Origin of the sequence: Pedobacter superstes, assembly GCF_037622515.1 — a bacterium.
In the GTDB taxonomy this organism is placed as follows: domain Bacteria; phylum Bacteroidota; class Bacteroidia; order Sphingobacteriales; family Sphingobacteriaceae; genus Paradesertivirga; species Paradesertivirga superstes.
In genome coordinates, this window is record NZ_JBBJCN010000006.1 from 55,114 (window position 1) to 69,625 (window position 14,512).

Sequence of the window (14,512 nt, forward strand, 5' to 3'; positions counted from 1 at the left end):
GATATGTATACAGAATAGCATCAAGCAATTCTAATGCCATATGAATAATCCAATGTGTAGTAAGGGCGTGATAGCGGGAATTTTATGACTTGTAAATAAAGATACCCGAAATGGGGCCGGCAATGCCCGTAGTCATGAGCCACTCAGTAAAATCAATTGCTTCAGATTTGTCTCAGAGGGCTTGGAAGAATATTACTTGCTTATCTTATCAAGTCATTTAAGAACAGCTTTTGTAAATGATAAAAGCTTAGTTTTTTCCCAAAAAGAAAAAGATTAATGCATCTTAAATTTTAAAACCAAAAGATGGTAATAGGCCAGCACCTGCATAACTAGGCTACCAGCTCGGAAGTGCAGGAAGTGTTGTCAAAACGTGAAACAAATTACTGATCGGCTTTTTCTTTTCGTCAAGAAAGATATTCTTTGTAGCAATGTAATAGCCTTTCCTCCAGATGAGGTTTCCCGTGCTAAGTTCTGCCGTTTCGGTTCTGATCTGTGCCATAATGAGCGTTACTTTAATCGTGTCTAAATTCACACGACCCAGCTTTTCTTCACCAAACCAGGGCATTTTACTCATGTCAGGCACTGCAAACGTTTTGCTGTCGATAGTTACGAGTGTGGTACCGTTAGTCATTGATATTTCCTGTGCGATTGCGGTTCCAATTCCTAGAAAAAGAAGAGCGATTAGGAATAATTTATTCATTATAGATAACTTAACAAATATATAAGGGGAAAGTTAGCCGACTGCGAGAATTTCTGTTCGCGCAGGATTCAGTTTGTCTCAGATGAAATTAATAGTATAGTATAATTGAGATTCTTTACACTTTTAATAAAAAACTAAATTAGCAAAATGCAGACAATAAATATTCACATGAAAGTTTTCTCATTAGCACTACTTATCCCTTTTCTTTGCGCCGGTAATAGCTTTTGTCAGTCTGCAGATACCACTAAAATTTTATCTGAAAAAAGAGAACAGAAGTACAATCCTGCCATTTCACTTGAGAATCCTGTAGGCGGGGGTCAGTTTGGAGAAGTTGTTTTTGGATTTTCATATCAGAACAAGACCCGGATTTCTTATAAGGATGATGCCAGTGCAGCTGTCTATGTCGGTTTAGGGGACCCAGTGAAATTTATTGGCGGAGGAATGAATGTCAATATTTTTGGCTTGACTAATAAATTCGGGGAACAGGATAATATTATGGAAGGCGGAATAGACCTGCACCTGAACAAATTCTTGCTTCATGAACGACTATTGCTCGATGTCGGAGTTCTCAATCCGTTTGTTTGGGGTGGTAATTCATATATTTCATATCAGAAGAGCTGGTATGTGTCGGGGAACTACATGTTCAATACAAAAAGCCCGCGCCTCTTTTCTTATTTTAGTGTTACTGGGGGGCTTGGTAACGGAAATTTCAGGAAAGATTCAACATATAATGAATCAGGTAGCGGTTCATTTGAGCCTTTTTTGAGCCTTGCTACACCAATCCTGAAAAATCTTAACATAATCCTGGAGTGGAATGGTTATGACCTGGCAGCCGGGCTTTCTGTCCTGCCCTCGCAAAGAGCACCTTTTATGCTTACCTGTGAAATAACCGATATAAATTACGGCAACCCCCGGATGGTGGCCTCGCTCTCCTATCCAGTTTGCTTCGGAAAGTCTGCAAAAACTACTTTCAGAAACGTGAAAAATATCCGCCCCGTACGTACCATAGGGATTAAGTAGATCTTAATGAAGATCATAAATTGGGTTGCCGACAAAGTGAGAATTCAGCTCATATTCAGAAAGTAATTTCTCTTAATTTGATACTCATACATCTTATTTCCAGCCTTTGCAGGAATTCTTATACAATCCGCTGCCTGCACAGTCCCATAGCGATTGATGAAAGTTTACTTTATTAGTTTTTGAGTAAAAGAAAAGGATTTACCAGTAATTTGCAAAACACATATACCCGGAGGAAAAGACCCAACGCGTAGTTTATGTTCTTCCGACTCCCCTGAATTATCCAATGTTGTTGTATAAAGTACCTGACCAGTAATACTTAGAAATCTCGCCACATATGCTCCTTTAGGTACATTGCTTAAACGGATAGTTACGTTTTCCTCTACCATTGGGTTCGGATAAACCTTGACAGCCTGGTTAGGCTTACTCTCTACCACGGTCGAAGCTGTAGCCGGCTCAATCGCATCATTACCTGGCTGTGTAGCTTTTATAACCACAGGGCCGTATTCTGTGAAGTGTAATTCACTATTTTCAATATAACCTTTTCCAGACACAACCTCCAATTCAATAGGGAGCCCTGAACTCGCAACAGTTTGAATTGGAATAGACGAAATGCCGTAAACCTCAGCTTTAAGGCCTACAAATTTGATATTTTGAGAAGCCTTTTTAGAATTATGTATTGAGACTGTTGCCGTGGACGCCTCAAATATATTGTTCCCTGCCTGCGTAGCTTGCACCCTTACTGTTCCTAATCCAGTAAAGCTTAATATATTACCACTGATTATACCAGGCCCCGAAAGCACATTGAAGCTCACGGCCAAACCTGAACTGGCTGCAGCCGTTAATGTAACGGAAGAACCTTCGTACACCGTGGTTGGTGCATTGTTGAAAACGATCGTCTGTGTAGTCTTTACAGGAGATACTACGGCCGAATTGGTTATGGATATCAAGGCCGAAGCCGCTTCAAATGTAGTGTTCCCTGCCTGTGTGGCCCGCACACTTACCGTTCCATATCCGGTGAAGCTTAATATATTACCACTGATAGTGCCTGGCCCGGATAGGACTTCGAAGCTTACAGGCAAGCCTGAACTTGCTACAGCATTAAGTGTAATCGGTGTACTTCCATAAGACGTGGCCGGTGTGTTACTGAAGACAATAGTTTGAGACGTCTTCACAGGAGTGATTATAGCCGAATTCGTTATGGATACTAAGGCCGAAGCCGCTTCAAATGTATTGCTCCCTGCCTGTTTGGCCTGTACACTTACTGTTCCATATCCGGTAAAACTTAATATATTACCACTGACTACCCCAGGTCCTGATAGCACTTCGAAGCTTACAGGCAAGCCTGAACTTGCGATTGCTGCAAGCGTGAGAGGAGCACTTGCTGTAACTTGGGTTGCATTGCTAAATGCAATAGTCTGTGGAGATTTCGCGCGGTTTACTATATCGACAGCAGCGGTAGTTGGCTGAAACTTATCGTCACCAGCCTGTGTGCCCAGTACTTTCACTGTTCCATATCCTGTAAAGTTCAATACGTTACCGGAAATACTTGCTGGCCCCGAAACTACCTGCAGACTAACTGGAAGGCCGGAACTTGCAGTTGCGGAGATTGTCAAAATCGTGCCACCGATTACGCTCTCAGGTATATTGTTAAAGACAATCGCTTGTGATGCCTTTGTAATTGAGCCAGAATCTTCATTTTTTTTTGCTATGAAACGCATTTCGGCAATATCTATAGATCGGTCATAATTATCAGCGGCAACTTTTGTAAAAAAGTGAAACCGAAGTTTTGACGGGGATCGCCAATCGGCATTCGCATCGAATGGTGCACAACTTACTGATTTAAAATCAGCATAAGTAAAAGTTACCATACCATTGCTCGTGCTTATATCGATAGGTTGATTTTTTGTCGCCCGTAAATTAAAATCTATACTTGGAAGATTCTTAACCGTCACTCCATTTGCAATAATATTAACACCGGAAATCTTATCTCTCTCCACATAAAACCTGGTTATGATAAGGCCATTTTTATCCAACACTTCCATATACCCGCCGCCATTTCCATGCGGCTCATTTGGAGAATTATTGTCATAATTAATTTTACCCGAAAGTTTCCAACTGGATAAACCGATATTAGTGCCCAGGTCCCTGATAATGTTGGCAGTTCCGGAAGACTTTCGGTAGAGGATAAAAAGATCCGGACTTGTGAAAATGTCATAACTTTTTTCGCCTATTCTCGCACTAAAGCTATTTTCATCATTGATTTTATAATCAGAGGAAGGATCTCTTTGCCAGCCCTGTTCGTTTGTTAAGCTCTTACCCCTTACTAAACCATGCAATAAATCTATCCCCTCTGTTCTGGATGCAGATAACACAAAGTTTGTACCTACAGGAGAAGCATCCTGCTCTTGAATGGTATTAAGTCCGTTGATTTTCCATCTGTGCACTCCACCGTGCACGCTTTCATCGTTGTGATATAAATAGGTATTTTCTCCTATTTTCACAACTGACCCAGTAAACACGTTTCCGGCACCACCTTGAAAAGCTTCAACATTTGGATGGTCGGTTGTTAGTTCGCCAAACTGCCCAACCAGCAGACCATTGTCATATACATGGTTCCATTTATTAGTCTGACTTCCTTTCCAAAATTCTCCATGGTATCCCCAAAAGATGTTTTTTTCACTTATCAAGGCCGTGCCTCCCGCATATACAACCCCATTGCCGCTATCAAATGCTCCGTCCGGCGGAAACGGCCCTGTATAATTAGTCGGTGTACTTTTTGCAGTTTTCCACAGCCATGAATTGCCATTTTTATTTATGGCGCCTAAATGGAAGCCTTCTCCATGTCCGTTTTCGGCTTTAACCGGGTCAAAAATTACTATTTTACCCGAAGAAGTCGAGTGGTCAAATGACAAACCGTTCCATAACGATGGATCAGTACTGGTCACGGTAGGGGTTGTTGCAAGAATTTCGGGTGTATTGCTCCAAATCGGATTATTGCTTGCATCAAAACCTGTAATTGGGTATTTTCTAATAATTACCTGCTTCCCTATCTCAGGATAAGTGGGAATTATTTTTGACCCGTCGCTGCCGATAATAGTGAACTGCGGTAGCGGGCTTTCAATAACTCTTACAACGCTACCTTCTATTAATTCAGCTAAATAATAACTATTTTCTAATCTTAACCGTCCATACGTCCTTCCATTAGGGAAAGTCGTGATGCATTTCATTTTTTCCGGATCGAACTTTTTATTGATAGTTGCACCCCAGTTTTTTGTTAGTTTCCAGGAAGCTTGGTCCGTTAGTGGCTTGCTATAATCAATTTTGAATTCAAAAAAATCGGCAAACAAGCGTGTAACATTGTTTTGATCCAAAGCCGTAGTATACATCGAGGTCTGATACATTATGTTGTCAATATAGGTTCGGCTTTCTGAAAAGTGTTGAACCCTTCTGTTTTGTGGATCGCCGACATATAGAGACCCATCAGGCATATATGATAGGAATGTGTGGTACTCTTTATTTATATCTTTCCAGTAAAATTTATCATCATAAACGGTGGCATCTTCCATATAATTTTTTTCATTTCCTAGTTCCCATAAATAAGAACCTGTTGATACCGAATAAGATTTGACTTTCCCGCTCGCGATATCATTGATACTAACAACCTTATTATCAGGCGAAACTGCGATCGCGTCCGCCTTTGATAATTCAATCACTATGCCGGTAGAAATGATTGTTCCGTTTGAGTTGATGTTAAACTTCTCAACTTTACCATTATAGCTCAGCCATAAATTATCGTCCATATCTATTTTCATAGTTGAAGGCTGTTGCATTGATAATGTTTGTATTAGCTTACCTGTGATCCTGTCTAACACCTGAATCTCATTTAATGCCTTTCTTGACACAAACAGATAGCTTCCTTTAGTCTGAACAGCAAGTCCGGTAATTATTGACGAAATGCTCCTGGATGTTTTTTTAACAGTGATAGCATTAAGATAGGTTGTTCCCAGTTCCATTCTCACCGGGATGCCCTCAGAAAAGGGGACTCTTATATCATCGGAAACATTGGTTGCAAAAACAAAACTTTCATATTCGGTATCGAACGGATCATAACCAGACCAAAAGACCCTTACGCCATCGGTACATACAAATTCTACCACAGCATTACTTTGCTTTAAGGGTTCAATCCAGGTTTTTGAATTAGGGTTGGAGATTGATGTTTTATAGGTAGCCGGCCACCCCTCATTGTATCCGGCAGACCAATATATAGTATTTCCGGCTACAGCCATACCAGTAAGAGGGTCAAACATTCTAAGCTTCGTACTTCCGGTTAAAGCAGTTGATGTATTTCCTATAACCCCCTCCCATTGATAATCCACATTATTAGAGAGAACTTTTGCAGTATATTTGTCTGTTGCAGCAATAACTCCATTATCGTCTTTCCCATCCCATTGAAATTGGTGGGAACCGGCATCATATTTAACGCCGTTCCACAGAGTTCTAACCAAAGTACCATCACTTTTGAAGATGCCCGCGCTAGTACGGGATGCATTTTGTATAGTAAAGGAAAAAACCGTGTCCTTATTCTGAGCGTTAACTGCAGAGAGAGAGAAATTCAGAATTACAATTAAAGTAAAGAGGATTTTTTTGAAACTCATATGCCCTCCTACGGGAAAGGAAGATTCAAAGTTTCAGACTTTTAACGATCGATTTAGAAATCCATCTAGAAACACTTTTAGACCTGCATCTTCAAAGAGAAGTTAAATGTTTCCTCTAACCGATAGCATTAATTATCTAGGAGCAGCTATACACCTCAAATAATTATTATACCTTGAATATAACTCTCAAAAATTCACTAGATAGTTCGTAAATATCAAAAAACAACAAAGTCTCTCATAATGTATATGAAAGACTTTGTTGTTTTAATTCTATAATCTATTCTGCTGTTACAGATGCATAAACTACAACATCATTAAAATCATGATCGCAAGCCGGTTGAGTCCGATCTATATCCTCAAAGCCTATCAGAACTTTATTCTCAGCATTATAATTAGTCAAAACAGCATGTTTTTTCAAACCTGAATCAAACTCGGGATTAAGAACGTCATTTGAACAAAAATGGACAACATCATTATTTATTTTTTTGTCAGATCTATTCCAGCCATTTTTCATTAAAACGAAACCAACAGAGGTGCCCGGTGTAAATGTGCCGATATCGACCTTATCACCGGCTGTAAGCGGTGTCTCGCTGCCTGCGTTGGGAAAAATATAAGTTATCTCTTTTATATCCCTTGCACTGGCTGGAGGACTGTTAGTTGGGTAAGTGTAAAAGGCAATTGTGTTAGAAAACTCAGTAGCCTGGGAGACGAAGGTGATAAATATCTTAGATCTTGATGTTATAGCTATATCTGCAATAGCTTTGGTTGTGAGCAGCTCCGGATTTGACTTTCTTAAATCTGTTCTTTCGGGTAAGGTATTATTTAAAAAAGATAATAAACCATTTGATATAACATCCTTAGTTAGAAGATAATTTGGTTTGCCAGACTGGTCATAGGTCCCCAAAGATTTGTATGTTGTAGACGTAAACTTTACCGGCGAGGTAGCTGGGGGAGTGACATTCTTTTTGCAAGAGAAAGTCAGAAATATAATACTAATAATAATAATAATTGGTGAAAATCTTTTCATGTGTGTTAGTTTAAATAATGCGACAACCTTTCTTAAGATGTATTAGTTAAACGGTTTCTTAACCTATTGGTTTTTTTTAATTTTATTTAACTTGAAGGAAAACCTCCATTAGTATCAATCAGCTAAGTTATTTATAATGGCATTTATTCTATCTTTCAACACACGCACATACGAACGTCGAAGATTCCAGGTTCTTTTCAGATTTCGGAGAGTAAAAGCTTCGTACTTTCGCTCCCATCTTTTTTCCGAATACTTTGTCCAGGTTTTGAAACCTTTGTGAAGCCGCGAACCAAACATATCCCAGGGTTTCGGAGACCCAATAAAATGAAAGATCACATTGTTAGGAATTATTCGCTTGTCATCATTTGCAAACCATTCACAATTATAAGATTCAGGTAATTTCAGAAAGTTGCCGGCAAATACTGCATTTAAGATAGACTGGTCAGCTGACAGCAAATCTTTGGGAAAACGATTGGCAATTTCCATGCATCTGTCCTTCAGTTTATTTAGACGCCACTCGTCGAGGTTAAATACAACAACTCCAGAATTAAATGAATCCAAATCAGGTGACAACAAAGCCTTATTGATGTAAAAATCATACTCATACTCCGTTTTTAATTTCCCTCCCGACACAGCCGCCAGGGCCTTGCCTTTAAAATCGAATTTATCCAGACTCAAAACATCAAGCTCTACCACAAGGTCGGCATCTAAATATAACACTTGAGGCTCCAATATAAAATCTGATAAAAGTAAGATACCGTACGCTGTCCAATCACCGTGAAATGACCTTAAAGAGCCGAAGGTTGCTTCAGGATAAAAATCAATAAAGCGATGCTTCCCGGCAAAACCCTTTGCCTGAAGTAAATCGCTAATCTCATTTTTATCATCCGATGATAAAGATGAGCAAACAAAGTAGAGATTAAGCTCTGCGGGAGCGGAACAGTTTTGAATCATTGAAAGGAGTGTAACTCCCAAGCCTGATAAACCCAAGCGGTTTATGCAAAAAGCTACATTCATATACTAAATATACCTTAAAAACAACTAATTGTTTCTGCTAATAGTTAAAGCACCACGGTCTGTCTGCTGAAGTTATCATCAGTTAATTAAAGAAGTCGAATAACTTTTGCAGTTGTTTACCTAGTTTAAAGATTTACCCCTGCCTTTTCAACTCTTTCATTTTTATCTGGATAAGGAACTCATAGTAAGTCATATTAAGACAATAAGTAAGGCCCGGTCTTCCCTCAAGAAATCCTAACTTCAAAAAATATGAATAAAAAAAACGAAGTAAGGGCCAACCAGGCAACCTGCTCAAGAAAGATTTGAGCGCAGGGTTCCGTATACTGCCATGACGAGAGAATATATTTTTAAAAGGTAAGTTGCTATTTAGCCTGGCAGTTGCTTCCAGGGAAGAATATCTGTTGTGACGTTCAACCCAATGATGCCAGCCTTTTGAAAAACCGTAGTGAATATAAGGCTCTTTAAGATACTTTATTATTCCCTGCATTTCAGCTTCCTTTTGACCATGTCCAAAATCGGTAAACCTGGCCCTGTTTTTTCGCATCAAGCGAAACTGCCATTTTGGGAAATTGTCACAATATCTCAGCCATTTGTCTTCTAAAATCATTTTCCAGCAGCAGTAAAAACCGGCCACTTCCTCCTGACAAGTACTTATCTCTTTCAATAATGCATCACGAAATTTATCAGTAACTATTTCGTCTGCATCCAGGAAGAGAATCCAGTCATTTTTAAGATCTAAATTATCGAGAGCAAAATTCCTTTGTTTTCCAAAGCTTTCGAAGGGGTTTGTTGAAACATGTGCTCCCAGCTGCGTCGAAATCTCAATTGTTCTGTCAGTGCTTCCGGAATCCAGAACATGAACATCGTCAGACCACTCAACAGACATCAAACATTTCCGGATATCCAACTCTTCGTTTTTAGTAAGTATAACTATTGAAATCATGATTCTCTCTCAAACTTTCTATCTTTAATTGGTTTACAGGGATGGCCTGCACAAACCATCCAGGAGGGCATATCCTTAGTGACGACCGATCTTGCCCCTATCACGGCCCCCGCACCAATAGTTATTCCCGGATGAATAAACGCTTCGGCTGCGATCCATACATTATCGCCTATAATAATAGGCATGGTGATAAGTGGAAAACCAGCCTTTGTGTAATCGTGGGTACCTGCAACTAGGTGTGCGCCCTGAGATATGACAGTTCGTTTGCCGATTGTTATTTTGCCTTGCGAATATAGAATTGCGCCGTTTGCAACACCGCACTCGTCGCCAAAATCAATATTCCAGGGAGCCCAGATCTTTACCTTTGGATAAATATGAACTCCCTTTCCGACTGTGGCTCCAAAAACTTTCAACAAAAAACCACGCCATTTATGCAAAGGTCTAGGTGAAAAACTGAAAAACAAAACATATACTATATTCCACAACAATCTGGTACATCTATTTTTAAGTGAGAATGACGGGCCCGAAAAAGCGTCTTGTTCTTTCATTACTTCCAGCTTAAATTAACAACTAAATACATTATAAGTACGATCAGCAACCATCTTTACAATATAAAATGCGTATTTTTCCTTTAATGAATAATCCCAACTATTTATTAAGTGGATTAATCGCGTTTATCAAACGCAACGCTGAAGGCTTTACAGCGAAATTGCTTTCAAAGCAAGCCTTGGCACATACACCCATTAATTTTTTTTCATCCTTCGACAAAGCTATCCATTTCTCCAACATATCCTGAACAGACCACAAGGAATCATCGGACACCAACCCACCTCCCGAATTCAGGATTTCCTTCCAAATATTTACCTGATTAGAGATCAATACTGGTTTGGCACATGCCATTGCTTCAACTACAGCTATGCCAAAGTTTTCCTGATGGCTGGGCAGGACAAATGCTTCGCATTCAAAAAAGGCGCCCCATTTTGCGTTTCCGGTTAGCATTCCTGTAAAATAAATATCAGAACATTCACGCGCCAGTTGCTGAATTGTCTTTCCGAATTCAGTTTCCAGCCCCGGACCTGCAATTACCAAAGCAGGAATACCAGGCTGCATAACTTTTAAATTGGAATACGCCTTTACCAAAAGATCAATACCTTTTTTTTCATGAATCCGGCTAATGAATAACAAGTAAGATCCTATTTCTTCCATTGGAAGTTTAGCTTTAAAAGCTTCAGACATCGCTTCTGAATAGGGTGGGGCAGCCTCAATTCCTAAACCTACAATTAGTTCCTTTTTGGGAAAATATTTTTTAAATGTCTTCCTCGCCAAAATCATTTCCATTTCACAGGTAAATAAGAGCCCATCAGCATCATTAATAATCTTTCGTTCAATGAGGTTCCAAAAGATCCGGTTACGAATTGCTTTAAGCCTTCTACCCGGGGCAAGCTGAAAGTAGGGATCCAGCATTCCATGAGGCATTACAAAAAACTTTGGATTAGCCTGGCCATCTCGTCTTAATAAATCGAGGGATTTTCTTAATGCATAGCCAGGATATAACCAAAGGCCGTGTAAAATAACTATTTCATATTCTTTCAAGTGCTCTGTCAGCCAAACCCGTAACCGACCATTATAGCCCCAGGGACCTTTCCCCTCGCCAATGGCATGAACTACAAAAGGGAGACCAACCAAATACCTTGCATTTGCAGAGTCCAGGCTGATTACTTCATTAATAATATCGTGATCCTTAAGTCCCGAAATTATCATTCTTACAGCCTGGCATACCCCACCAGCCTTGGGGTCCATACCAGCGATCACGTGAAGTACTTTTAGCGATTTCATTAATTCCTAATAAACAAACCCATCCGTCCGTGTGAAATATTTTGCAGTCTTCGGCACCTCTTTCAGTTCCTTTGCAGCAACCCCGCCATACAACATCCATTCCTTGGTAAACTCTTTGTTGAGAAGAGATTTTGCAGCAAGAATAGAATGACCCGGCAATCTGGCACCACCCAGTATCACTACATTTGTGCCAACAAATGTATAGTCGCCTATAAAAATTGGTGCGCTATCCTGGCGGTTTTCATTTACATTAATTGAATGGGTGAGTAGCTGCGAATTATAGCCTGCAATGGTAGAAAAACGACCAATGTGTATTGAGTTTGTACAATCCAAATGATGATTTTTTGTTATCGATGCAGACTCTCCTAAGCTAAGTTCTGCCTTGCGATCTGCCTGATGCTTAAAATGAGGTAGATTTGTGCCTGTTGACATTCCAGTGATCCAGTTCCCCCTGCCTATGGTTGCATCAGCGCTCATAATTATGCTGTCGAGGTGGATGGCCACAGTAAAGTGATCAATTTTAGCCCCGGGGCCCATGCTAAGATTTTTTGGAAATATCCATGCGAGACCAATCTTCGCCTGACGATGTATTTTATAACCAAAAAACAAGTTCAACAGAAACCGTCGGATAAACCAGGGAAATAAGTATGTAATCAATTTCAAAAACATCCTTTAATTTTTATTCATTCTGAATAAATCAAAATATGATTGGATCATTAACCTTTTATCGAAACGCAATCCATTTTCAAAGCCTTCCCTTACAACTTTCTTACGTACATCCGGATTTCGTAACGCTATATAAGCATCAGCAAAAGCCCGGGGATTTAAGGGATCGGCATGTAAAGCTGCACCACCGCTGACCTCGGGCATCGGTTCAATATTGCTTGCTATTACAGGAGCACCGCAAGCTTGCGCTTCAATCACGGGCCAGCCAAACCCTTCCGATAACGAAGGAAATACAAATGCAGAACATGTACTGTACAGTGCAACCAAGGTGGCATGGTCGGGTTTCACAATGCTGATAATCTGCTTGCTCAATCCAAGTGTGCCCGCGTAGTCGATTAACTCTTTGTTTAACTCTTCGCCTGCAAAACAGATATTAATTTTATTGTCACTACCTAAACAGTTCGCCATACCGAGTAAAAGGCTCCTGTTTTTCCGGGGAAGCCCCGAGCCAACGTGTAAAATAAAAGGAGCGGTTACATCAATGTTCAGGGAACTTAATATTTGCTTCGCCTCACCCTCACGCATGGGTTGGAAAGAAGCATTAAAGGAATTATGAATTACCTTCCAATTTTTATTTGATGTCTGGTTATGGTTTGAAAGCTCCTTGAATTGTTTAAGGGTTAGTTCAGAAACAAAAGCTATCGACTTGCCTTTGATGAGATGATATAGTATCCAGTTTTGTAGTATCTTGCCGAACCTTGATGCGGGCTGAGAGAATTCCGTATATCCTAAACCACCCCGTATAGCAATAACATCATGACATGTGATGCTGCTGCGATCAGCAGGAAGATATTTTAAATACGGGGAGTTTGAGTGGTCGCATATATGAAATCTAACTTGAGGATATTTAAATTCGCTCCGCTGCAATCGCCATAGCAGTAAAAGTGGAAAAATTACATATTTATCAATATATCCTAGCCACTTCCCAATACCAGCGGTGGTTGTTTTAAAGCTTTTACCGAATAATGCTTTTGGCGTCCAGATTTCAGATTGCATGCCTTCGCTTTTGAATCCTTCGTCCAGAAGATTGGCAAACCGAATCATGCTTTCCTGTTTGTCGGGAATATAATTACCTATAAGAATTATTCTCATGACCTCAACTAATCAAGTTTTGATAGAAATCTAAAACTATTCAAAATCATTAAATTAAAAACCCTTGTGAGCAGATTTTTTAAAAGATGCAAGCATCAATCCTCCGATCACTACCGAAAAGCCCAATGAAGTGGGTTGCCCCCATTGCCCCTGAGCAATATTGATTAATGCAAAATTCAAAAGCATCCAGGGCAAAAGGTCTTTTATCTGTAGTCTGCGATAAGCTGCTATTAAGAGCTGAATACAAAACAAGACCCTGAGGATTATTACCAATAAGCCCAATAAAGGTCCTTGTTCACCCGTTAACCTGCCCCATTCACCTTCAGAAATTAAAAATACAGACTTGCCTGAAAGGAGCATTGCACCAACGTTTGTCCCCATTCCAAGGCCATAACCAAAAAATGGTTGATCTGAAGATCCCACGATCGCATCAAACATCCCCCCCAGGAACCTATCGCCAGCAACACCTTTAAGACCACCTTCGGCTTCATTAGCACTGGTAAAACGAGTTGTGAAAGCTTCAATCGGAGCCTTAACGGCTGGATTATCACTAAAGGTTAGAAATATTGCAGTACCAACAAATAAGCCAAGAAGCAATTTTCCAAGATACTCCGGCTTTCTCAAAATAGCCATAATGGCAAAAACTAAGGACAGCACTACGCCAAAAAACAATGATCTGCTAATTGAAAGCGGAATTGATGCCATTAAGGAAATTGTTGCGGCAGCAAGCAGAATACGATTAATTCTATTAGCACTCAACCAGAAATAAAAAATAAAACATCCAACCAAAGAGAAGAAGCTAGCCGTCCCTGTGATAAAAGAAAAAGTAGCCGGAGGCCTGAAAAAGCCTAGAGCTCCACTAAATCCACCGCCTTCGGAGCCTTCACCAATCCCACGGTTAACCCAGGCAGATTGCGGGCTGTAGAATTGGATGGCTATAAGAATTGTCATAGGAACAGCTATAGCCAAAATGACTTTGCCCATGAAAATCACGTCCTTTCTTTCAAACACTCGCCCAATAACAAAAATCAGGGGAAAGTGTAGTAAAAAAACCCTTGCTCCGAATAATGCAACATATAGATTACCGTGGCCAATAAAAAGTGTAGTAAAAATACTGATCACAGTAATTATACATATCCCTGTTAAATAAATATTAGGCTTCAACAAAGAATTATGCAAAGCCAGAATGATCAGCCAGGCAGCTACCGGATCACGAATAATCAAAAGCGGTGTAGCTAATCCAGGAAATACCCATTTGCGAAGAGCTCCCTCGAAAATAAGAAGTATAAAATATACCCAGATCCCAACTCTAAGCATTTTATATTTTGCACGCTTATTTGCATCTTCTCTTAATTCTGCTGAAACTACTGCCTCGTCAGGTATTACTTTGTATGAATGTATCATGAAAGTATATACTATTAGTATCTATTACTCATATTGTTATTTGCAAATATTAATAGTGCGCCCATACTACTGAAAAACAGCCCCTTTTGTTT

At 39.9% G+C, this 14,512-nt stretch carries 11 protein-coding genes; 1 reads left to right on the top strand and 10 read right to left on the bottom strand.

The genetic code is table 11. From position 1 onward, the window contains the following. Nucleotides 1-334: 334 nt before the first annotated feature. Nucleotides 335-700: a hypothetical protein gene (locus tag WG906_RS16000; protein ID WP_339993849.1), complete on the bottom strand. Its 366-nt coding sequence runs from the start codon at nucleotides 698-700 to the stop codon at nucleotides 335-337. Nucleotides 701-868: 168 nt separating this feature from the next. Between WG906_RS16000 and WG906_RS16005 the strand changes: the two genes are divergently transcribed. Continuing rightward, nucleotides 869-1,720 carry a hypothetical protein gene (locus WG906_RS16005; protein WP_339993850.1) on the top strand — a complete coding sequence of 284 codons (852 nt, stop codon included), beginning with the start codon at nucleotides 869-871 and terminating at the stop codon, nucleotides 1,718-1,720. A 164-nt stretch (nucleotides 1,721-1,884) separates the two neighbouring features. On the opposite strand, the gene WG906_RS16010 is transcribed toward WG906_RS16005, so the two are convergent. From WG906_RS16010 to WG906_RS16050, 9 genes are all read right to left on the bottom strand, one after another. Next, the gene (locus WG906_RS16010) at nucleotides 1,885-6,375 is read right to left on the bottom strand and encodes a T9SS type A sorting domain-containing protein (RefSeq protein ID WP_339993851.1); all 4,491 of its coding nucleotides are present in this window, start codon (nucleotides 6,373-6,375) and stop codon (nucleotides 1,885-1,887) included. 277 nt (nucleotides 6,376-6,652) lie between these two features. After that, nucleotides 6,653-7,402, bottom strand: a complete 750-nt coding sequence (locus tag WG906_RS16015) for a DUF4114 domain-containing protein (protein ID WP_339993852.1) — start codon at nucleotides 7,400-7,402, stop codon at nucleotides 6,653-6,655. A 114-nt stretch (nucleotides 7,403-7,516) separates the two neighbouring features. Further along, nucleotides 7,517-8,419, bottom strand: a complete 903-nt coding sequence (locus WG906_RS16020; RefSeq protein ID WP_339993853.1) for a glycosyltransferase family 8 protein — start codon at nucleotides 8,417-8,419, stop codon at nucleotides 7,517-7,519. 133 nt (nucleotides 8,420-8,552) lie between these two features. After that, nucleotides 8,553-9,362 (bottom strand): glycosyltransferase family 2 protein, encoded by an 810-nt coding sequence (locus WG906_RS16025; protein ID WP_339993854.1) that lies wholly within the window; start codon nucleotides 9,360-9,362, stop codon nucleotides 8,553-8,555. Beyond that, nucleotides 9,359-9,910 carry a WcaF family extracellular polysaccharide biosynthesis acetyltransferase gene (locus WG906_RS16030; protein ID WP_339993855.1) on the bottom strand — a complete coding sequence of 184 codons (552 nt, stop codon included), beginning with the start codon at nucleotides 9,908-9,910 and terminating at the stop codon, nucleotides 9,359-9,361. The genes WG906_RS16025 and WG906_RS16030 overlap by 4 nt, the downstream gene beginning before the upstream one ends. Before the next feature lie 100 nt (nucleotides 9,911-10,010). Next, nucleotides 10,011-11,198 (bottom strand): glycosyltransferase, encoded by a 1,188-nt coding sequence (locus tag WG906_RS16035; protein ID WP_339993856.1) that lies wholly within the window; start codon nucleotides 11,196-11,198, stop codon nucleotides 10,011-10,013. Nucleotides 11,199-11,204: 6 nt separating this feature from the next. After that, complete coding sequence (locus WG906_RS16040) at nucleotides 11,205-11,855, bottom strand: acyltransferase (protein WP_339993857.1); 651 nt, start codon at nucleotides 11,853-11,855, stop codon at nucleotides 11,205-11,207. A 15-nt stretch (nucleotides 11,856-11,870) separates the two neighbouring features. Then, on the bottom strand, nucleotides 11,871-13,016 hold the full coding sequence (locus tag WG906_RS16045) for a glycosyltransferase (protein WP_339993858.1): 1,146 nt from the start codon (nucleotides 13,014-13,016) through the stop codon (nucleotides 11,871-11,873). A 54-nt stretch (nucleotides 13,017-13,070) separates the two neighbouring features. Next, nucleotides 13,071-14,420, bottom strand: coding sequence for a hypothetical protein (locus WG906_RS16050; protein ID WP_339993859.1), 1,350 nt, complete (start codon nucleotides 14,418-14,420; stop codon nucleotides 13,071-13,073). Nucleotides 14,421-14,512: the final 92 nt, after the last annotated feature.

Bases quoted from the DNA above. Each gene is read 5' to 3' on its own strand.
- WG906_RS16000 (WP_339993849.1), bottom strand. From the start codon at position 700: ATGAATAAATTATTCCTAATCGCTCTTCTTTTTCTAGGAATTGGAACC.
- WG906_RS16005 (WP_339993850.1), top strand. From the start codon at position 869: ATGAAAGTTTTCTCATTAGCACTACTTATCCCTTTTCTTTGCGCCGGT.
- WG906_RS16010 (WP_339993851.1), bottom strand. From the start codon at position 6,375: ATGAGTTTCAAAAAAATCCTCTTTACTTTAATTGTAATTCTGAATTTC.
- WG906_RS16015 (WP_339993852.1), bottom strand. From the start codon at position 7,402: ATGAAAAGATTTTCACCAATTATTATTATTATTAGTATTATATTTCTG.
- WG906_RS16020 (WP_339993853.1), bottom strand. From the start codon at position 8,419: ATGAATGTAGCTTTTTGCATAAACCGCTTGGGTTTATCAGGCTTGGGA.
- WG906_RS16025 (WP_339993854.1), bottom strand. From the start codon at position 9,362: ATGATTTCAATAGTTATACTTACTAAAAACGAAGAGTTGGATATCCGG.
- WG906_RS16030 (WP_339993855.1), bottom strand. From the start codon at position 9,910: ATGAAAGAACAAGACGCTTTTTCGGGCCCGTCATTCTCACTTAAAAAT.
- WG906_RS16035 (WP_339993856.1), bottom strand. From the start codon at position 11,198: ATGAAATCGCTAAAAGTACTTCACGTGATCGCTGGTATGGACCCCAAG.
- WG906_RS16045 (WP_339993858.1), bottom strand. From the start codon at position 13,016: ATGAGAATAATTCTTATAGGTAATTATATTCCCGACAAACAGGAAAGC.
- WG906_RS16050 (WP_339993859.1), bottom strand. From the start codon at position 14,420: ATGATACATTCATACAAAGTAATACCTGACGAGGCAGTAGTTTCAGCA.